Source organism: Paenibacillus aceris (assembly GCF_017874035.1).
Lineage (GTDB): Bacteria > Bacillota > Bacilli > Paenibacillales > NBRC-103111 > Paenibacillus_E > Paenibacillus_E aceris.
This window is the reverse complement of sequence record NZ_JAGGKV010000013.1, coordinates 129,062-151,818: the sequence shown is the minus strand read 5'-3', so window position 1 is coordinate 151,818 and position 22,757 is coordinate 129,062. Positions and strand designations below refer to the sequence as shown.

Below are 22,757 nucleotides of genomic sequence, written 5' to 3'. Positions count from 1 at the left end.
CGTGTTGCTTCTCACATTCAATGTCCAAATCATACTTTCAAACGAAAAAAAATCATACTGCAAATCAAGTTGTTGATTGCATTTTTCGCTGTAAAAAAAGCACTCTACTGTACTTATCGATCAAGTAGAGCAGAGTGCCTGACTAAAAACGGCTTTTATTCAAGTTTCCGTATTTCCTTCAGCTGTTTATTTAGAACATATTCCTTTGGTGGAACACCGTATTTCTTTTTAAACAGCTTATAAAAATAACTCTCGTTCTCCAAGCCAATTTTTTGGAGAATATCTTTCATGTTTAGATTGGAATTTTGAAGCCACTCCGTGGCTTTTTCCAGACGAACATCATTGATATAGTCTGCAACCGACCTGGCATACTGACTATTGAAAGTTTTACTTACTTGCTTAGCCGATAAATTCAATTTATCTGCAACGAATTGCAAACACATGGCTGGATTCGAGTAATCGGCATGGATTAATTCAACTATCGTATTCGCTATGATGGCATGTTTATCGGTTTCCGCGCGTTCCGTTTTCAATAAAACATGCCGGCAAATTTGCAATATTGTATCATGCTGTTCTTGCAGCGTTTCCGAGCTGAAAAGCTGCTGAGACAGCAAATTAAAATTGATCTGCAAAGGTTCCAATCTTGCCCTGTTCATTTCCTTCGTCATTTCTTTCAACGTATTGACTAGATGTATCACAGCCAGAAAGACGTTGTTATAGCTCAGCTTGGCGATTTCATCAAAAAATATTTTATTCAACGTTCCCTCCGTTGACAGAGCATTTCCACTTTTCAGCGAATCGACCAGCTTCTTATCCAACGAGGCTGAATAACCAACCTGACCATTGTTCGTATTAGCCCGTGTGATATGGTTTGACAATATGCATGACTTGCCGAAAAGCAGGCGGTAAACCGAATTATTCAACGCCTCATCATATTTCTCGGTCAAATCGCGAAGGCTCTCACTGACATCGCTAATATAAATGGACATGGATACTTTATAATATCGACTTATATACCCTTGGGCCATACTCCAGAGTCTAGTTATATCACAATGCAAATCTTTCTTGTCAGTATCGGCTGTATTCAGTATAAAGGCAATGTGATCATTTTTCATTTCAACTGCTTCCACATTGAAGGTTTCAGCAAATATTTCCAAGGAAATATTCATAATCCCGTAGACAACAAGATCACGGTCAAAATGACTAAACATTTGTTCAAATTGCGTACGGTTATCTACTTTTACAATGCAAACAATCCCGGGCTCGTACTGTGACAAGCTTACGCCCAACTCTGATATCGCTTTTACAAACTCATCATCAGTAACCGAACGACTGTCAATGATAAGCTTTCTTAAAAAATAAGTTTTCAAAATTTCACGGTCCGATTGTTTCTCAAGTTTGTATTGTTTTAATTGTTCGATTGAAAACTGATAAGCATTGTTCAAATACGAAATTTCATCCTTCTCATAAGATGGACCCATTTCTGAAACATTTGATACGACATGCTTAACCAAATTCCCAATCGGTTTATAGATTTTTTGGGAGATGAAAATGGATGCCATTAAAGCCATTATCATAATCGCAACAATAATTACAAGCAATGTATATTTCAATATATTTATTTTTCGGAACACTTCATCGTATATTTGCGCTTTCACTAATGTCCAGTTCATTTCATCAACATATGTATAGGTAATAAGATACTTTTTGCCCTGGATGTCGTCTGTAAAATAGCCTGTTTTTTCTGAAGAAACGGATCCGTTATCGTGTTGTTGATACACTGCTTTTAGCGCTTCCTGCAGTTGGGCGTCATCGAGATCTTTTCCGACAATTTCAGATTGATCATCAAGGATGATGATTTTATCCTGCCGCTTTGCATCCACCATATTAATATCCTTGATATTTTTGAGCAGCCATTCCGTACTGGCGTTTACAACCAGTGCACCCTCAGGTTGATTGAAATCATCCTGGAAGTCATACATCAAATAAGTAATGACATTCTCATACCGTTTCTTGTCACTGCCAATGCTATATTCGATTTTTCTTGGCAGAGGTTTCAGCTTCGGCAATTCTTGTTTGGATTGAAGCATGGTTTCGAAACTTACATCTTTAAATAATAGTTCATCTCGTGTCGTGTAATACGTTTTTGTAGTGCCGTTATACAAGTATATAGAATGAATAAAGGGATTGATGCCGACATGCGAAGTTTTTATTTTGTTAACTTCATTAAGCATTTCTTCAAAATCGACATGATTATTAAAGATCAAATGGCTGATTCCGGGACTATAGTACATGGATAAAATCGAATTAACAATCATCTCATCCAGAAAGGTAATATTATATTTCACCTGATACAATATTTTTTTATTCGCCTGATACTCATTATCCAGAACAGCCTGCTCAACCTTAACAAAGGCAATCAGTGCAAACAAAATAAGCGGCAGCATCATGGCCAACGTGATCCATTGATAAATCTTCCACAAATAGCTTCGTTTCTTGGGGTGGGCTGGCACTGGATCAACCTCCTTTTTCGTCGATATTCATCTATACTATAATGTAGTCCAATTTTAGTTTCTCGTCATTACAAAAGGAACACCAATAAATTAAGTTTTCTCTAATAAATAAAAATACCCTCTGGAAAATCCATGGATGAATGGCATTTTCGATAAAGGGCTGAATAATGCTTACTGCTCACCTCGTAACTGTTCATTGATGTTGCTGGACATTTTAAAATTAGTTGACCTGCTGTATCAACGAAAAAGAGACTGTCATGAACAGGACAGTCTCTTTCTTATGCACACAAATCAACGAGTTATTTCTGAATGGCATTGAGAATTAAGGTAACCGCTTCCGCTCTCGTAGTTTGCTCGAGTGGAGCGAATAGATTGCCGTCTCTTCCTTGAATGAGGCCCGCCTTAACCGAGGTTGCAACGTAAGGAGCAGCCCAATCCGGAATTTGATCTTGATCGGAGAACGTCAATGCAGCAGCCGAGCTTACGTCCAATTTCAAAGCCCGAACAACCAAGGCGGTCATTTCGGCACGGTTAATTTGGTTGTCTGCGCGGAAGGTGTTGTCGTCATACCCGTCCACAATGCCTGCAGCTACAGCTGCCGATATGCCCGCACTTGCCCATTGCGGGATGCTGTCAGCATCTGCGAAGTCCAACGGTGCATTTTCTAGGCCCGTGATTTGGAGCGCTCGAGTCAGCATAGCCGTAAATTCCGCACGGGTAACGAGTCCTTGCGGGCGGAAGGTATGATCTTCATACCCGTTCACAAAACCGAGCTTTACCGCCTTCTCAATCGCTTCTCTCGCCCAGTGGCCGGCAATATCCGTGAATGCTGCAGGCTTGCCTCCTTTGATCTCGGTTGTGACCTGAGCGTTAGCCTTAAGTGTAACTGAAGCCAATTGACTGCTTACCAGCTTCACATCGTTCAGCTCAACCTTGGTACTGCCTTTGCCAATTACATCAAATGCAAGTGTACAGAGGACCGCATCACCGTTCTCTCCTGCTTTATTTCCGATCTTGGTGGTCGCAAATTGAATGCTGCCGTTCTTCACAATTGGCGTTATGGACATGCCGGAAATTTCGCTCTTTGCTTGTTTGAAGCGCAATTGTTCGGGGTCATAGCCCAAATTAACTTCATAAGCGTATAAGTCCTGAAGATCATGCCCTTTGACACTCACTAGCACCTCTTGGCCGGCCTCTGGTTGTTCGTTGGATATCGTTAGGGTAAATGAAGTACTCTTTTCTGCAGAAGCTGCGAAAGGAATCAGCAAACACAGCAGCATTAGGGTCAAAATTACCGAGAGAAGTTTTCGTTTCATAGTGTCATTCCTTTCAGTGGTCGACAATGTCGATAGTGCCATTACCGTCATTGATTTCAAGAACAAAACGATACCGTACTTATTCCAAGTACGGTATCGTTTTTCTAGAGCAATGTTATTTCAAGATCGCTTTGGCTACAATGGCAAGATCTTCGATGTCAACCTTGCCGTCATGATTGACATCCGCTTTCTCATTCCAGCCCGCTTGACCTTGCTGCTTACCGTATGCTCCCGCAACGATAGCCAAGTCGCCAATTGAGACACCGCCTCCATTGACATCTGCTGTTATTCTTCTGCTTTCAAACGCTTGAACCGCTGTTTCCAATGCGGCTTTCGCGCTATCCACCTGCTGCTGGGTAGCATTTGAATCGTTTGCTGTGGCTTTAGCTGTATCGATGGCCGACTGCAATTGCGCTTTGGAACCAATAGCATACAGACCGTCCCCGTTGCCTTCCACTGCTGCATTGTACTTCGTCTGAGCGTTTGTGATGGAAGCGTTCAGCGCAGATTTATCTACAGGAGTACTAGGTATGGTTATTTGTACTTCTCGGGAGGCTCCGCTTACTTGCAGTTCATTCCCCTGCGCGCCCGCAATAACGACATTGCCCACAGAAATTGTCGTATTGGTTGCTTGAGTTGCTGATTTCACCGTAAATTTGAAATTCAACACATCGCCTTGGGCAAGTACTGGTTGAGTTGCACCCACGCTGGCTGCCACAATCCGAATATGCCCAGGCACTGCTTCATTCTGATCGATGACCTGGAAACCTTCTTTCAAGGATGTCACCGAATCGAGCTGCAATTTCATCGGATCATAGTGAAGAGTCAGATCTTGAGCATACACCTGTTGGTATACGCTTTGCGTAACACCCGTCATGCCCATTTTTACATCGAAAGTTTGGCCTGGATTCACCTGCTGTGTGCCTGTTAATGTAGCTAGAGGCGTTGATTCTGCTACACCCGCGACTCGGTAAGTCGCTTTCGCTTTTACTGAGGTTCCTGCTACTGTGCCGTTTACTGTAAATACTCCTGCATGTGAGACCATATCTGCAGTAATAGGGGCCCATGCAACGTCAACTAATCCAGTTGTTCCATCGTTGTATACAGCCTCGATCTGTGCTGGCAGTGATGGTATTACGCCTAAGTTCGTATCCATAGCAACCGACTTGTAATCTACAATCGTCTTTACAAATTCTTTATCCGGTGTATATACCTCAAATTCCGAAAGTCCAAGTTCTCCCTGTTCCGAACCGTTTACATTTGGGAACTTATTGTCGGGGTCAATCGTGAATTTGATCCAGCTGGTCACGATCGGCGTATCAAACGTGACGATATTGTCAGGCTTTCCATTCCACAGAATATTCGTTACCTTCTTGCTGCCGCCTTCCCATTCCAAAAGCCCTTCTCCAATCTGATTGACCTGTTGACCACGGTCTATCAGGTTCACCTTACTGATGGTTAATGGAGCAGCGAAATTCAATTGAATCCATGGAGCCTTGGTATTATCACTCGGAGATGATGCCCAACTTGTATTCTTATCACCATCTACCGCTTTACTACCAACATATCTGGAATCACCATTACCCCTGACTGACTTTACAGATACATTTGCTATATTGGCTATGTTTCCACTTAGAGCTGCAATCGTCTTCTGATTGGTCTCCACGGTTACTCCATCCAGTGTTACATTCGCTTTAACAGTCGCAAGGAATGATTTATTCAAATCTCCTTTGATCACAATTGTGTTACTACCTGGAACGACCTCTAATCTTGAATCACTGAACACATACTGCACAGTAGCTTTTGATAAATCTAGCTGTTCGCCAGTATTTAATGTTCCCACTAAAGTCCCGACTATCGGTTCGTTCTTCTTGATATCTTGCTTATCCAAAGAAAGCTTAACTTCTCTTAGAGTTGGTTTGAAATCAGCTGCTACTCTGCAGATCGCTTTTGCTTGGACCGCGGTTCCTGCTACCGTGCCATTTACTGTAAATACGCCTTCATGTGATACCTTATCTACAGCAACAGGGGCCCATGCAACGTCAACTAATCCAGTTGTTCCATCGTTGTATACAGCCTCGATCTGTGCAGGTAGTGTTGGTAGTCTACCTATACCCGTATCCACAGCAACCGACTTGTAATCTACGATAGTTTTCACGACTTCTTCATTTACTTTTAAGACATCGATCTCTGCAGCCGCTGCGAAGCCGCCATTACCCGCCGTTGCTTCGAGCTTGACATACGATGCATTCGTCGGTGTAAAACTTGCGAATTTCGCTTTAGTGTCGTTTGCCCAAGTTCCGCTTGCAACCTTGGCAAAGTCCACTCCATTCGTACTTACATATACATTATAGCCTGTAATAACTCCATTGCCGCCTGATTCCCTTGGCAAATAGGCGATTGTATCGATATTGTAGGTTCCTCCAAGGTTTAACTTAATCGATTGAGGGAGTGCATCGGAACCATCCCATTTCGTATGCCATGCCGTTTCAGGGTTTCCGTCAATCGCCATTGGGGCTCTGTTGTCTCCCCCAAGGAATTCTTGAAATTCCTCACTTGTCGCCGTTGCCGTCATTTGCGACTGAGGGATACGATCCTTAACTGCAGCAATTGTCATAGGACGACTTTCAACGCTCACCCCGTCTAAAGTCACCTTTACGGCAACGGTCGCATTAAATCCACTACCTATATCGCCTTTAACAATGATTGTATTGCTGCCCTCAACAACGGATAACCTTGGATCACTAAATTTATATTCTACAGCAGCCCTTGATAAATCAGTTGTTTCTCCTGTATTTAATAGGCCTTCAATTGAAGAAATGATTGGTTTATTGGCTTGAATTGTAGTTTTATTTAGAGAAAGCTTTACTTCTTTCAGAAAAGTATCTAGATGTATTTTTCCGTTAGCATCTACAGTAACATAGAAATTATCGCTTACGATGTTGCCGCCCAGCTTAACAGATACATTGATCTTAGCCTTACCCTCATAAACAGCTGTGATCACACTATCTGCGCCAACTGCTGCAACGGACGGGTTTTCGCTTTTGATCGTGATGTTCGCACCGGTTAGGTCCAGAGGATCACCTAAAAAGGAAGAACCTTTTACATCAACCGTTACCGTGTTGTTATCCGATCCGATTTTCGGATCAAGCTTAATGCTGCCAAGTCCTGCTAAATCTGCTGCTGAGAATACTTGAACTTCCAGCACATCAATCGGGCTGCCGCCTTGACCGCCGCCAGGGAAGGATACTCTTACATAACGCGCCTGCACGCCGGATTTGCCCGGATCAACCGGATAGTTGTAATACAAGCCCTCTTGCTCCCAACCATACAAGGTCGTATCGCTTGTTGGAACGGCCAGTGTATCTTTCGATGCCGGCAATCCGCCGCCGGACAATGTGTTTGTTACATTACCTGCTGTCCAATTTGTACCGTCAACGCTATACTCAATCTTTACCTTCTTCGGCACGTTGTAGTAAGTAACGTTGGTGGCATTCGGCATATGGTGGTTGAAGAAAATATTAACGCGAGTAAGATTTTGCATTTTGCCCAAATCATACGTGATGCTCGGATTTGCGTCGCTTGCCGGCGCTACCCACTTTGTGAGATTGCCGCCGGTCGAATCATTGATGATGCCGTCAGATAATTTGGCAGCGTTACTGCTGTCGCTTGTAACTGTCGGCGTAATGCCGGTTGCTACGTTTGCATCCGGGATAAGCGTCATGTAGTTACGGGTTGATGTAAATGTCTTTCCGTCTACCGTGATGTCAGCCCAATAGCTGTACATCGTAGAGGTGGAAATTTTACCTGTAAATTGCATGGTGTTGCCGTTTACAACGAACGGTACTTGATCTGCTGGCACTTCAGTTACAATGATTTTACCTGCAGAGTTGTTACGGTCGCCGTCAACGGTTGCATAGTGGTACTTAATATTTGTGCCGTTCAGAATATCAACCGCGCCACCTTTTTCTGTGAAGCCCTGGAATGTCACAGGAAGGTCTTTGTTCATGGAGAATTGTCCCCATAACACAGCGCCTTTTGTGGACATATTAACACCAACCAGCGGAAGTGCAGCTGAAATCGCACCGCCCGACACCTTTACAGGATATGTGTCGGACTTCACCTGGGGAGCGTTCACACCATCATTATAGGTTGCCGTAACGGTGATTGTAGCTGTACCGTCACCGACAGCCGTTACCAAACCTGTTGCAGCGTCTACAGTTGCTACGTTTGTTTTATCACTTGTGTAGCTAAGTGTAGCAGGAGCGAAAGCATTGGTGAGGTTATTCATATAGCTCTCTGCTCTAAGTTTCAGTTTATTTGGCTCAGTTTGGCTGCTGAACAACTTAACACTTGTCATTTTGTATGTTCTTGCAGGGTTTTGTGTTGTAATTTTAATGATTGTATCAACAGGGTCGGCCACAACACTTGAAGTGTCAATTGTAATATAGAATTTGCCATTGCTTTCTTGGGTTGTGAATGGCAGGGAACCACCCTTATTCAGCCACTCGACTTTGTCAACCGGGTAATCGAAGGGACCAATTCCGCTCATCGAGGCTTGGCCGGTAAATCCTGCCTTGCTCGTATTGGGAATCAAGTTTTGGATCATGTGCATATAGACATTCTGGTCACGGGACATGGCGTAACCCCAGTCTGGACCCTGTCCGTGGGCGATCGCCTGCTGCGGATCGGTTTTCCAGCCCGATTTAATTGTGTAATCCATGGTGTATGGCGTTGTGCCGTACATGGACTCGCGAAGGTCGGGACCGCCTGCATTTACCATCCACTTTGTAATGGAAGTACGCATATCAAGCAGCTGCTGTGTGGTAACAGGTATCATTGAGAAGATATTTGTGTTATCCAAACTACTGCTCAGGTTATCCATGCCGCGGCTTCTACCAAAGGTCTGGTCATAATTCATGACATAACCATGTCCGTATTGGTCAAGGATCTCCTTTGCCAAATAAATCCAATTATCGCGTTCGTTGCCACCTGACCATGCTTTCCAGACATCCAATCCAGTTGTAAATGGATCGTTCCATTCCTCATGGGCAACTTTTTTGGTCTGTGGCAAAACACCGTTTTTCCAGTTACTTTCATTATAAGGTTCACTGTACCAGAAACCACGCTCGTGAATCGTAATATCTTGGTCACCCGTTTGAGCATTGGGGTTGGCATCAATTAAAACACGGTCGTTATAGTTGCGGGCAGAGCTCCATGCCACGTCAATATTGGAATAGCCTTCAGGACCACCATCGGCGAAGATATACCATGGATTGTATCTGGCTACCAAACTTTGGATATCGCTTTCTAAAATTTCTTTTCCTTCGTACAGTGACGACAAGTACACACCGAACTTCATGCCGTAACGCTCAACAGCCTGCTTGGCCTGCATCACTCTGTCTTTTACAGCCCATGCGCCGCCCTGAGTTTGGTACAAAGCGTTGTATTTGTACATTTTGTTAGCGTCGTTCGGGGTCAAGTTCGCATTGGGTGACGGCCAGTAGTAAATGGTGTTTTGCACGCTTTCTGTCGAAAGCATGGTCATTCCCAATCCTTTAGCTGTCTGTGCCCACGTGTCATAGTTGAAGTTCGGGTCATAAAGGTTCGGCAAAGTGCCTGTGGTGTGTGACAGCGCCGACATCTTTCCCTCAATAAACCAATCAACCGGGTTTTTCTTGACAGTGATGGTATATGGATTTGTTGCAGTAGAACCTTGAGCGTCCGTTACCTTCACTGTGAAGGTGTAATCCTTTTGCGATTCGCCGTTGGCGCCGTCTGAAACCTTACCATCAATGTGACCGTCAGATGCCAATGTCAGACCAGGCGGCAACTGACCATCGGCAATTTCCCAAGTGTAGCCGGGATTTCCGCCCGCAGCCTGGAATGTAAAAGAAGATGCCTGCGGGGCAATACCCGATGTATTCAGATTTCCGTTAATTTTCCCAACCATCCATACATATGGATTTTCATCGTAAGCGTATGGAAGTGTGTTTGAAGGATAGTCGTTTGCCGGAACATTTGCATTGCGGGCATCAAATGCCGTTTTATCAATTGCAAGGCCCTGTGTAACAATTTTCAGTTGGTTGTTTGTTACGTTTGGTCCCGTTACAGAATATGTGAGGCCAGGAATTTCATTTCCGTTGGTGTCGGAAAGTCTTGTATAAAAGCCGAAAAAATTCTTATTACTGCCAGGGTTTTTGTGCTGAATTTCAATGAAAAGCTTGTTCCAACCTTGTTTTAAATTGATTGCATATTTGGTACCGGACTTGCTCACACGACTTGAAATCGAAGTTTGCTGCCCGCTAAGCGTATCGTTGACGAACAGTTTATAAACACCCGAACCGCCAACCTGCCACTGAACCGTTTGTGCTGTGGGGCTGTAAACATAGGTCCCAGCCACTACCCACTTATTGAGTGTATTCTGCCCCTGTTTGACATCAAAATAACCCATCAGGTCATTGTAATCATCATAGTTGCGGTTGAAGATACGGTCGTCGAAATATTGCCAAGTGGATGTTTCTGTGCTGTTCGGATTGGCATAAGACTCGCCAATGACAGGAACAATGTTTCCAAGAGATTGCTCATTAGTAAAAGGACCTGAAACCGCCCATTGGTTCGTGTAAGGAGCGGTGCCGTCCGTTCGAGCCGCATAGGCATGCGTTCCAAAGAGAACATCGACGGCTCCAACATTTGCAACTACAACTGCAGTTGCGGTAAAGATAGATAGGATTTTGCGTAATCTTTTCATACATCTACTCCTCCATTAATATTTACATTCTCACCTATTGAGATTCCACCACTGGTTTTATTTCTTTTAAATATTGGAATCAATAGCCTTGCACATCCCATCCAATCCCCCCCGCATACCCAAATTCATAAAACAATTACTGAAAGCACTTTCATCATAATAATTTCAACAAATCTTGCATACTAAAAAAAATATATTTTCCTTTAAAAATTAAGCATTTAGGTTCAATAAAAAAGAAAGTTTCACCGATAATTCAACATATGCCCGCATCGAATCAGAATAAATTCATAATATATCCAAATCAACATGTGTGTTTCACCTTAATGTTAAAAGGTTTCGGGTTATACGATGGTCAACTGGTCGCGATTGACGGCACAAAATTAAGGCGGACCGCTCTAAAAGAAGCAGTATAATGACAGCATTATCAGTAAGAGGCTTGAGTATATCGATGAAAAAATCGATGCCTACTTGGCAACAGGAAGCTTGTCTTGCCTATAATCTCAAGAGAATGATCAAAATAAAGGGAGTGAATGAGCTCAAACGTCTCTTCAGGAACCGAGTTTATTCGATATCTAAGAGCATAACGTTAATTTTCAGAAATCAGTTGTTAGACAGACTGACGTGTGGGACGTCGCATACGGCTCTTCCGCGATTATCCCCGCTGGGGATGCTGTTCATTGTAAATGTCAACCAAGATACACGACCAAGTTCCACAAACCATTGATTTGGCATGGCGTAATGAGCATGTTGGCAGTTGGAGTTTCTCCATTTCCTTCAAGCTTCCTCGCTACAGGGTTATCTGCCCCTTCCTGCACAAAAGACCTAGCCTGTGGCTAGGTCCTTGTCTAAACCCATACGTATGAGCATGGGGAATGGAATTGGGGATACCCAACTATCCTGAATTTCTCTAATGCGTGTACAATTTAATGTTATTTCAAGATCGCTTTGGCTACAATGGCAAGATCTTCGATGTCAACCTTGCCGTCATGATTGACATCCGCTTTCTCATTCCAGCCCGTTTGACCTTGCTGCTTACCGTATGCTCCCGCAACGATAGCCAAGTCGCCAATTGAGACACCGCCTCCATTGACATCTGCTGTTATTCTTCTGCTTTCAAACGCTTGAACCGCTGTTTCCAATGCGGCTTTCGCGCTATCCACTTGCTGCTGGGTAGCATTTGAATCGTTTGCTGTGGCTTTAGCTGTATCGATGGCCGACTGCAATTGCGCTTTGGAACCAATCGCATACAGACCGTCTCCGTTGCCTTCCACTGCTGCATTGTACTTCGTCTGAGCGTTTGTGATGGAAGCGTTCAGCGCAGATTTATCTACAGGAGTACTAGGTATGGTTATTTGTACTTCTCGGGAGGCTCCGCCAACTTGCAGTTCATTCCCCTGCGCGCCCGCAATAACGACATTGCCCACAGAAATTGTCGTATTGGTTGCTTGAGTTGCTGATTTCACCGTAAATTTGAAATTCAACACATCGCCTTGGGCAAGTACTGGTTGAGTTGCACCCACGCTGGCTGCCACAATCCGAACATGCCCAGGTACTGCTTCTTTCTGATCGATAACTTGGAAACCTTCTTTCAAGGATGTCACCGAATCAAGCTGCAATTTCATCGGATCATAGTGAAGAGTCAGATCTTGAGCATACACCTGTTGGTATACGCTTTGCGTAACACCCGTCATGCCCATTTTTACTTCGAAAGTTTGGCCTGGATTCACCTGCTGTGTGCCTGTTAATGTAGCTAGATGCGTTGACTCTGCTACACCCGCGACACGGTAAGTCGCTTTTGCTTGGACTGAGGTTCCTGCTACTGTGCCGTTTACTGTAAATGCTCCTGCATGTGATACCATATCTGCAGTAATAAGAGCCCATGCAACGTCAACTAATCCAGTTGTTCCATCATTGTATACAGCCTCGATCTGTGCTGGCAGTGACGGTATTACGCCTAAGTTCGTATCCATAGCAACCGACTTGTAATCTACAATCGTCTTTACAAATTCTTTATTCGGTGTATATACCTCAAATTCCGAAAGTCCAAGTTCTCCCTGTTCCGAACCGTTTACATTTGGGAACTTATTGTCGGGGTCAATCGTGAATTTGATCCAGCTGGTCACGATTGGCGTATCAAACGTGACGATATTGTCAGGCTGTCCATTCCACAGAATATTCGTTACCTTCTTGCTGCCGCCTTCCCATTCCAAAATTCCTTCCCCGATCTGATTAACTTGATGACCACGGTCTATCAGGTTCACTTTACTGATGGTTAATGGAGTAGCGAAATCCAATTGAATCCATGGAGCCTTGGTATTATCACTCGGAGATGATGCCCAACTTGTATTCTTATCACCATCTACCGCTTTACTACCAACATATCTGGCATCACCATTACCCCTGACTGACTTTACAGATACATTTGCTGTATTGGCTATGTTTCCACTTAGAGCTGAAATCGTCATCTGCTTGGTCTCCACGGTTACTCCATCCAGAGTTACATTCGCTTTAACTGTCGCAAGGAATGATTTATTCAAATCTCCTTTGATCACAATTGTATTACTGCCCGGAACAACCTCTAATCTTGAATCACTGAACACATACTGTACAACAGCCCTTGATAAATCAGCGTTTTCTCCTGTACTTAATAAGCCATTGAATGTGGCAACGATTGGATTGTTGAGTTCAATTGTATTTTTATTCAGAGTTAAGTTAATTTTACTTAAATAGGGAGCCGCAACTATTTTTCCTGACTCATCAACAAGAAGATAAGTAATCTTTTCAATAGAACGTCCGCCTATTGTTGCTCTTATGTTAATCTTTGCCACGCCTTTTGAAACAGCGGTCAGCAGGTTTGAATCGCCCACCGTAATCACACCCTGGTTTTCACTTGTTACCGAGATCACCGCATCTTTCATATCAATCGGTACACCCGAACCCGTAAAAGCCTTAATGTCAAATTTACCTGTAACTTCATTAACTGGCTTGTACTCCTGTTCGAAGCGATCAAACAAATTGGACTTGTCCATTCCGTTTATGGCCACTTCAAGCAGATCCATCGTTGGCCCGTTCGAACCGCCGTCAAACGAAAGTTTGACGTATTGCGCTTGCGTGTTGATTGGGTATTGGTTGTAGAATCCAAAGTAAGCAGTGCCTGTTGGACCGTTAACGGTGCTGACGTCTTTCCATTGCACGCCGTCGTCGCTCGTTTGAATATTGATCGTTTTTGGCGTATTGACATACTTCTGATCCAATGAATTAAAGTTAATATTCAAATTGGCAATATCGGTTTTTGCCGGCAGCTTATATTGAATCCATGCCTTTTCACTCGCTGCCACCGACCATTTGGATTGATCGTATTGAATGGCATCAATTGCTTTTCCATCGGCTAGACCAGGGAGCGCATCTTGACCGTGGCTGGCCGTAACTTCGGCAGTTTTGGCAAGATTTTGATTAGGCAGCAAATCCATAAAGACTTTATTTGTCGTAAACTTTTTGCCGTCGAGCGTGATATCCGCCCATACGACACCTTTCGTAAGCTGATCCACATAAGGCGTAATGATCTTATCTTGCTTGAAAGTAAATGTATCGATTTCTTTTATCTTTACTGGGTTATTTTTGTCAACATTCTGCAAATCCACGAGGCCGCCATGCCATTGAATATCTGCGGCAACGAGTCCTATTGGGCCGCCTTTCGACGATCTGCCTTCGATTTGATAGTTGAATCCTTCCAATGTGCTAAACTCGCCGTAAGCTTCTTTTCCATTTAAGGTTAAGGTTGCCCCGATCATGTTATCGCCCACATAAATTTTGCCGTCTCTGACTGTTACTTTAAGGATGTCTTGTTTCGTGACTCCCTCATAAGTGCCGCTTACCGTGACGTTAGTTGTGCCGTTCGATACCGGCGTTACGATTCCGTTCGGACTGACTACCGCTATTCCGGAATTTTCACTCTGGAAAGTTAATCCGGAAAGCTTGACTTGAAGCGCTGGGAAGGTCATGTATCCTTCAGCGTTGATTTGAAGGGACGAGGACGATAACTGCTTGCCCGTCGCTTTCACATTCGTAAGTTTATATTTGCGAGCGGAACTGTCCGTTACAATTTTAATGATCGTATCGACAGGATCCTCCTGAACGTCGTTCAGATTGATAGTCAGGCTGTCCCCGCTTTGCGTAAACGATGGGATTGGACTATTTTCATTTAACCATGTTACCGATGTTACATTATCTTTGATCGGACCAATGGTCAAAGATCTTCCGGCAATTGCATCGAATCCTTTTTTGCTATCGGGACCTTTCAAAATATGAAGGTAAATATTGTTATCCCTATACGTTGCATATCCCCATTGCGGGCCTGTCGTGCTGTTAGGATAAGCAAATTTTTCATAGTTTCCTTTTCCATCGTCTTCGTAGCCGTAACCGCTAAGGAAATAAGGCATTGTACCTGCCGTGGACTCATGCCTCTCCGGCTTGCCCGACGGCGCAAACCATGCGCTCATCATTTCTCTCACATCTATGAATTCCTGCTCGGCTTTCGGATACCTTGTAGCGATATCCAGAACTGAATCCCAATAAGGCCCACGGCTGTCAATAGGCGTCTGATCGTTATTGTCTACATAGCCTCTGCCAGCATTACTCAGCATTTCTTTGGCTACTTGCCGGAAGTCGTCGCGTTTACCGTAATAAGGGGATAGCCCGTCTTTCGTGCGTATCATTTTCCACGGTTCCATCGGCGTACGTTTCACAAGGTGATTTGCCGAGCCATTGGCGTATATGCCACTCGCTTCTGCCGTTCTTAAATCCGGGTCTCCATACTCCTCGCCCCAAGCATTGGAATCCACGATAATTTCATCGCTATAATCACGGATGATACTGTACATCACGTCGTAGTTGGCACTTTTCATAGCTTGTGGACCATCAAAATAAAGGTAGGCCGGATCATATCGCAAAATGAGGTCCTCCACATTCTGCATAAACACATCCGTAGAATTATGTTGAATGCCTCCGCCTTCGGTTGCGTAATAGAGGCCGAACTTCATACCATGACGTTTGACCGCCTGCTCGAACGGCTTGATCGTGTCGAAGAGCTTGCCGTTTTCATCCTTAGGCAAATTCACATGTCGAGGATGTTTCGGATCTGCAAATTTAGACGGCCAAGTATAAAGTTGTTGCAGCGATTCAACGGATACTAATGAATGTCCTTGACGTTTTGCTCTTTCCGCCCATAGATCAGCCGAGAAATTCGGGTCCACAAAGTTGCTGTACGACGGAAAAGCATGAGTTAAAGCGCTCACGCGCCCTTCTTCAAACCATTTATTCGGCCGATCCTTGACCGTAATCGTCATCTGCTTCTGAGCGGTTTGACCATTGCGATCCGTTACTTGTACCGTGAAGGTATAATCCCCCGGTGCAGTGTTGATGCTGATGATGCCTTTGCTGCTATTTAAATCGATATTTCCGTTCACGAGTCCAGTCGCAATCGTGCCATCGGCATTTAATTCCAAGCCGCCAGGCAGTTTGCCCTCCACGATGCTCCATACATAGTCGGGAGCGCCCCCGCTGGCCATAAATTGAAATGCGGATGCCGCAACGCCGTATTGGTTACCGGACTTCGATTTATTCCATACATATGGCCATTCCTTGTAACCAACCGGCATCGAACCGGCTGGAAGCGGCGTTGCAATGGCATCTTCAGTTGAGAGGCCTTGCGTAACAATCTTTAAAGTGTCTGCTTCGCCTCCAACCGATTGGATGAGGCCGTTTATTTTATTGCCGGATTGATCCGCAACTCGGCCGTAAAACCCAAGATAGGCCACGTTCTGATCTTTCCCAATCGGAACATTGTTTGCATTCACATCTTCCGTATACGTATGTTTGATTTGAATCATAAGCTTATTCCAGCCCTGTTTCAATTCAATCGCTTGTTTCGTCAAATCCTTTTGCACTTCAACAGGTGTGGTCGGTGCGGTTACGCGCTTATCGTTGACATAGAGCCGATACGAACCACTGGCGCCTACATTAAAATACGCTTGTTGTTGCACCGGACTGTATACGTAGGTGTTGGCGTACACATATTTGTTTCGAGTGTCGACGCCTTTTTTGACCTTAAAATATCCGTATAAGTCTTGAAAATCGTCGTAGTTTCGGTTATAAATGCGATCATCAAAATATTCCCATTTATGGCTTTCATTATTGAAGCTTAACGGATCGCCGATTTTGGGAGCGATCGTAGCAGCACCAGAACCAGATCCGGCTGCCTCTGCAGTGTCATAAATTTGATCCACTACAGGGGAATCGAATGGACCTGAAACCAACCATGAGTTAATAAACGGGGCGTTACCCGCCACTTGCTGTGCTTCTACTTTATTATTGGGAAAAGCAAACATCGATGTAACGATCATTGCAGTTGTCAACGCCACTGAAGTTATTTTTTTACATTTTTTCAACATTCTTTTCTTCCCTCCTACGTGTAAACTTAAACTACTTTATAAAAAATAATGATTTCTCCCGTCAAGGCAGTCTAATTAGTCCAGATGAACACGCTTCCAATAATCAAGATAAGACTGTTCCGCATCCGACGAGTGCAAGGGGCACAATAAAACCCCCTTGCTAATTGTTCAACCCAATATAATAGCGTTTTCAAAATAGGTGTCTAGTCACTTCACTTCACCTCCTTCAGAATTTGGGTTAACTATTTGTCCTCTTATTGGAACTTGAGTGATTCGTTAAAAACCCCCCTCTAAGTTTGACTTCTCTCACTCAGAAAGGGGGGATTCTGCTTATCCAGGTTGTTAGGAATAACAACTGTTATTTATTTGCTGCCTTCCACGCATCCAATTGTTTTTGCTTCTCGGCAATAATTTTGTCTGATCCCGCTTTTTTCAACTTATCGAGGAATTGCGGCAAGTACTTGTCGAGGTCAACAGTACCCGTTGAAATCGAATAGTAAAGCTCTTCAATAATAGCGTCACAGTTCGCTTTCTCTGCCTTGACCGGGGCAAAATCGAATACAAAGCCCAGAGCGTTAGAGGGTGCTGCGTTCTTATTCAAATCGCTCCACATTTTAACAAACTTGCCGTCGACTTCTCCGCCTTTTGGATCTCCCTCAGATAAGAAGGAGTTCGTCATATTCCCGAATTCCCATGCGGAGAATGTTTGGTACCCACCGTCTTTCATTGTCTCAATTCGGTTGTCTCCAACTTTTTTATAATGTTTATCTGCTACTCCCCAAGAAATTATGTTGTAGACGTCTTTATCCGTGTTGAGAAGATTCAGGAACATCATCGCTCTTTCCTTGTTCGGCGAAGTTGCGGAAATAGCTGTAATCGTAGCAGCTGCTTTATCTGTCGTTAGTAATGGTTTTACAAACTGTAAATCGTAAGATGGCACATCTTTGTTCGCGTTCGACATTCTGCCCGTGGCTTCCATTCCTGCTTTTTCAGTTGCAACGGTGTCGTTATCAATCTGACCCCACGTCATGGCATTCTTACCGGCTTTTTTATCGGATTCCATGTCCTTCAATGTGGCAACATCTTTTCTTAGATATCCTTTTGTATACCAATCTCTCATCAATGCCACATAGCTTTTGAATTCAGGAGTCTCAAACTGATTCACAACCTTGAGACTAGCGTCATTTACATAGATTGTCCCAGGAGTGATGGCGTCGCCCAGCGCTTCCAATCCAAACATGGCCGGAGCTTTGGTGAAAATATCTTCCTTCTTGCTTAGTCCGAATGGAATCAGATCCGGCTCATTCTTTTTAACGATTTCCAGGAAAGGCGTAAGATCTGACAGGTTCTTGACGGATTTCCAGTCGATCTTGTACTTGTCGGCTACAGCTTTTTGGATCAAATATCCGTAACCCGCAGTTGCTTGTTGGAAGTTAGGCACCCCATAAGTCTTTCCATTCACTTTAACGGCCTTCCAGAAAGATTCAGGTACCGAGCTTTTCACGCCTGGAGCGTATTTGGCAACCAATTCGTCGATCGGCGCGTATGCACCTTTGGCTACATTTTGATAGAAATTATTGGTCCAAGTTGACGTAAACGCGAGGTCGTAAGGCTCTCCAGAAGCCATAATGACATTCATTTTCTCGTCATATGTGCCCCAATCGACGAGCTTCAATTTCACGGTTGCATTTATTTTGGCTTTTACAATTTTATTTAATTCTTCTTCTACGCTAGCAAGATCTTTTTGAGGCGTATTTGGAAAATAGTACGTGAGCTCTACCGGCTTCAAATCTTTCGTTGAATCCGTAGTTGCGTTTGACGTCGCATCCTTCGTTGGCTCAGGCGTTGTAGTGTTTGTTTTGTCACCGCAACCTGCCAGTGTGATTGAGAGAACAAGACATGGGATTGCAATTGTGCTAGCCATTTTCTTCATTTTTTTCATGATGCATGACCTCCATTATTTTTTTGCTAATTTATGCTAAACAGGTGAATACCCGGTAAAGCCAACGATTAAGATTTTACAGCGCCCAATGTAAGCCCTTTAACAAAATATTTCTGCAGAAAAGGATACGCAAGCACGATCGGCCCTACAGCCAGGATACAGGTAGCCATCCTTGCCGTCTCATCTGGTAGATTGGCCGCAGATTTCTCGACCAGAGGATTCCCTGAAAGATAGGCAATATTGTTCATGATGGATTGAAGCAAGTATTGGAGTGTGAACAATTTGTTGTTATCGATAAATAGAGCGGATGTAAACCAATCATTCCAATGAAATACAGCTACAAAGAGTCCGATCGTCGCCAATACAGGCGTCGATAAGGGAATCACCAGCTTCAAAAAGGTGTTAAATTCGCCGGAGCCATCGATTCTTGCTGATTCAATAATGGACTCGGGAATTGTTCGGAAAAAATTTCTCATAATCAGAATATTTACAGATGAAACTAAATAAGGAACAAAAAGAGCGAAAATTGTATCTTTCATATGTAAATATTTGGTAATTAAAATGTACCATGGCACCAGGCCCCCATTGAAAAGCAGGCAAAAAACAACCAGGAAAGAAACGATATTTCTGTACTTGACTTCCCCTCTTGAAAGGCTGTAAGCGAACATCGAAGAAATCACAAGATGCAGTAACGTCCCAACGACCGTGACGATAATCGTCACGCCATACGCTCGCAGGATGGGAGAGTTGCCGAGCAAAATAAACTCATAGGCTTTTAAGCTGAAATCCCGTGGGAGGATGTGATATCCGTACTTAAAGATGGATTGCTCGCTGGATAACGATATGGACAAAACAACAAGCATCGGGACGATACATAAAACCGAGTACACGATAAAACTAAAATTGATCACCAAATTCGATAATTTCATGCGATTCATTTCAACTTCCTCCTGATCGTTTCCGTAAGTAATGGCATGGGCTAGAACAATGCGCTGTCACGATCGTATTTTCTTATCACATAATTGGAAACCACAACAAGAATGAATCCAACGCAGGACTGGTATAAACCGATTGCGGAAGACATCCCGAAATCGTTCATCTTTTGCAGTGACCTGAAGACATAGGTGTCGATGACATTCGTTGCACTGAACAAAATGCCGGATTCACGCGGCAAGTTATAAAATAAGCCCCAGTCTCCAAACGCGGCATAAAATATTTTCCCTGCCTGCAAAAGCAGCAGAGTCAGTGTGATCGGAGCAAGCAATGGAACCGTAATCTTGAGCGCTTGCTGGAATCTGTTTGCCCCATCGATCTTGGCGGCTTCGTAATAATCACTGGATATTCCAGTGATACCTGCTGCGAATATGACCGCGAAATAACCGACGTTTTTCCAAACATAAGCAGCGGGAAGAATAAAACGCCAGTACAAAGGTTCTGCATACCATTGCACAGGCTCGAACCCGGCAAATTGAAGGATTTGATTAATGATCCCTTTGTCCATACTCAGAAATGAAAACAACAAGTATTCAGCTACTACCCAAGACAACAAATAGGGAAGCAGGATGATGCTTTTATACACGCCGGAAAGAAAACGATTACTTATTTCATTAATCAAAATGGCGGCTACTAATGCCAGGCCCAAACCAAGAATGATAAAAATCAGGTTATAAAATATCGTATTGAACGTAATTTGATACAGCGCATCCGATTGGAAAAGGAACTTGAAATTTGTGAAGCCGATCCACTTGCTACCTAAGATGCCTTTGATTGGGTTGTACTCTTGGAAAGCGATGACAACCCCAAACATAGGAAGATAATAGATGACGATAATGAACAAGAGGCCGGGTAACATCATGGCGTACAGGATTTTGTTTCTAATAAGTTCACTCAAAATAGGTATAGATCGACGGGTTGGCAATGATCGATGTGAGGCTGCTTTTGTCCTTCGCTTTGATTCTAAGTTTAATTCATTCATGGATATTCTCCCTTGCAGTTGATGTAAGCCGATCATAAAACTACTTCCTGTCGAAAGAAACAACAAAAAAGAAATATACCTACAATTTCTTAATAATTTACTTCACCAAAAACCGATATATCTCCAGAAAATAAAAAAAGTCTTCAAAACCCACCCTGGGCATGAAGACTTTTTGCTTTGCCTACTTTCCACTAACCTTGCGCCATTCATCCAACTGCTTCTGTTTCTCGGCGATCACCTTGTCGACTCCGGACTTCTTCAGCTTGTCAATAAACTCAGGCTGAATTTTGTCAGGATCGGCCGTTCCTGTCGTCAATGCAGATAAATATTGATCGATCACGACCTGACATTGTGCGATTTCCGATTTGACAGCTTCCATATTAAATGTAAAGCCAAGGATCGGAGATAAATCGGAAGATTTATTCAATAAATCCCACTTCTCCGGATTATCAGGTTCATCGTTCTCCGTGTTCCAAAGGATCAAATTATTCCCGAATACCCATGGGAAGTTAGGATCATACCCGCTATCTTTGATCCGCTCAATCCGGGTATCCGATATCTTCTTATAATGTTTGCCTTCGATACCGAAGTTTAATAAATTGGCAACTTGCGGATCGCTGTTCATCAGTTCAAGAAACATCATGGCCCGATCCGGATTTTTGGATGTTCTGGAGATCGCGGTGATTGTCGCTGCGGCACGGTCTGTCGTAATGATTGGCTTCGTAAATCGTTTTCTGTACCATTCTACTCCCGTTATCGCCTTCAGTCCCTTGTCGCTGAAAGAATCTTCAGTCGAATCATTCGTTTGATAGGCTGGCATCGCCATGGCATATCTAGCGGCTTTCCTGTCAACTGCTATCTCTTTCGTTGTAGCGGCGTCTTTACGAAAGTACCCCTTTTCATACCACTTTCTGGATTGCGCAATGAGTTTCTTGAACTCCGGCGTTTCGTATTGGTTTACAACTTTAAAATCTTTATCGTTCAAACGAACCCATCCAGGCATTTTCTGGTCACCGATAATGTCAAAACCATACAAGGGTGCGGCACCTACAAATAGGTCTGAAGTCGTTGAGTATTCCAGCGGAATCTTATTAGGCTCCCCTTTTTTCACCGCATCCAAATAAGGATCCAAATCCTCAAATGTTTTAGCATTTTTCCAATCAAAGTGATACTTATCAGCGAGTTCTTTCTGCACATCGAATCCATAGCTGGTAGCCATAACCTGATAATTGATCACGCCGTACAGCTTGCCGTTCACTTTGGCAGCGTTCCAAATATAATCCGGAACACCTGCTTTCGTTTTGGGGCCATACTTCTCCAGCAAATCATCAATCGCTACATATGCTCCTTTTGCAACATTTTGATAATAATTGTTGACCCATGTTGATGTGAACGCCAAATCGAATGATTCCCCCGAAGCGATCATGAAGTTCATTTTCTGATCGTAATTTCCCAAGTCAATCATGTTCAGCTTCACGGTGGCATGAATTTCGGGTCCAATGATACGGTTCAACTCATCATTAACTTCTTTCAAATCACGCTGGGGAAGCGATGGGAAGTAATAGACCAACTCAACCTGAGGCAGATCATTCAGGCTTGGACGACCGGTTGCCTGGCCCTGATCAGCCGGCTTACCGTTGGCCGGCTCTTTGGCTTCACATCCTGGAAGCAAGGATGCCACAGCAAACAGGATTGCCACAATTAATTTAAAACGCGTTGACTCCCTCTTTATCATCTAGCTGATTCCTCCAATTAACACATAGTAAGGAGCTTTGTGCCAGTATTCTACATTTTTTGGTGCAAGTAAGCAA

Annotated in this window: 8 protein-coding genes; all 8 read right to left on the bottom strand. The window is 43.7% G+C overall.

Annotated elements, in window-relative coordinates; all coding sequences use genetic code 11:
* Nucleotides 1–155 precede the first annotated feature (155 nt).
* The gene (locus J2Z65_RS35910; protein WP_167058493.1) at nt 156–2,513 is read right to left on the bottom strand and encodes a helix-turn-helix domain-containing protein; all 2,358 of its coding nucleotides are present in this window, start codon (nt 2,511–2,513) and stop codon (nt 156–158) included.
* A 299-nt stretch (nt 2,514–2,812) separates the two neighbouring features.
* A complete protein-coding gene (locus tag J2Z65_RS22315) occupies nt 2,813–3,829 on the bottom strand; it encodes an S-layer homology domain-containing protein (RefSeq protein ID WP_167058490.1) in 1,017 nt (338 codons plus the stop codon).
* Between the two features lie 115 nt (nt 3,830–3,944).
* On the bottom strand, nt 3,945–10,580 hold the full coding sequence (locus J2Z65_RS22300) for a discoidin domain-containing protein (protein ID WP_244999165.1): 6,636 nt from the start codon (nt 10,578–10,580) through the stop codon (nt 3,945–3,947).
* 929 nt (nt 10,581–11,509) lie between these two features.
* On the bottom strand, nt 11,510–17,029 hold the full coding sequence (locus tag J2Z65_RS22295) for a discoidin domain-containing protein (protein ID WP_209856076.1): 5,520 nt from the start codon (nt 17,027–17,029) through the stop codon (nt 11,510–11,512).
* A 358-nt stretch (nt 17,030–17,387) separates the two neighbouring features.
* Nucleotides 17,388–18,971: an ABC transporter substrate-binding protein gene (locus tag J2Z65_RS22290; RefSeq protein WP_167058470.1), complete on the bottom strand. Its 1,584-nt coding sequence runs from the start codon at nt 18,969–18,971 to the stop codon at nt 17,388–17,390.
* A 68-nt stretch (nt 18,972–19,039) separates the two neighbouring features.
* Entirely contained in the window at nt 19,040–19,909 is an 870-nt protein-coding gene (locus J2Z65_RS22285; protein ID WP_167058467.1) for a carbohydrate ABC transporter permease, read from the bottom strand.
* A 41-nt stretch (nt 19,910–19,950) separates the two neighbouring features.
* Complete coding sequence (locus J2Z65_RS22280) at nt 19,951–20,946, bottom strand: ABC transporter permease (protein WP_167058464.1); 996 nt, start codon at nt 20,944–20,946, stop codon at nt 19,951–19,953.
* A 181-nt stretch (nt 20,947–21,127) separates the two neighbouring features.
* Entirely contained in the window at nt 21,128–22,681 is a 1,554-nt protein-coding gene (locus J2Z65_RS22275) for an ABC transporter substrate-binding protein (protein WP_167058461.1), read from the bottom strand.
* Nucleotides 22,682–22,757: the final 76 nt, after the last annotated feature.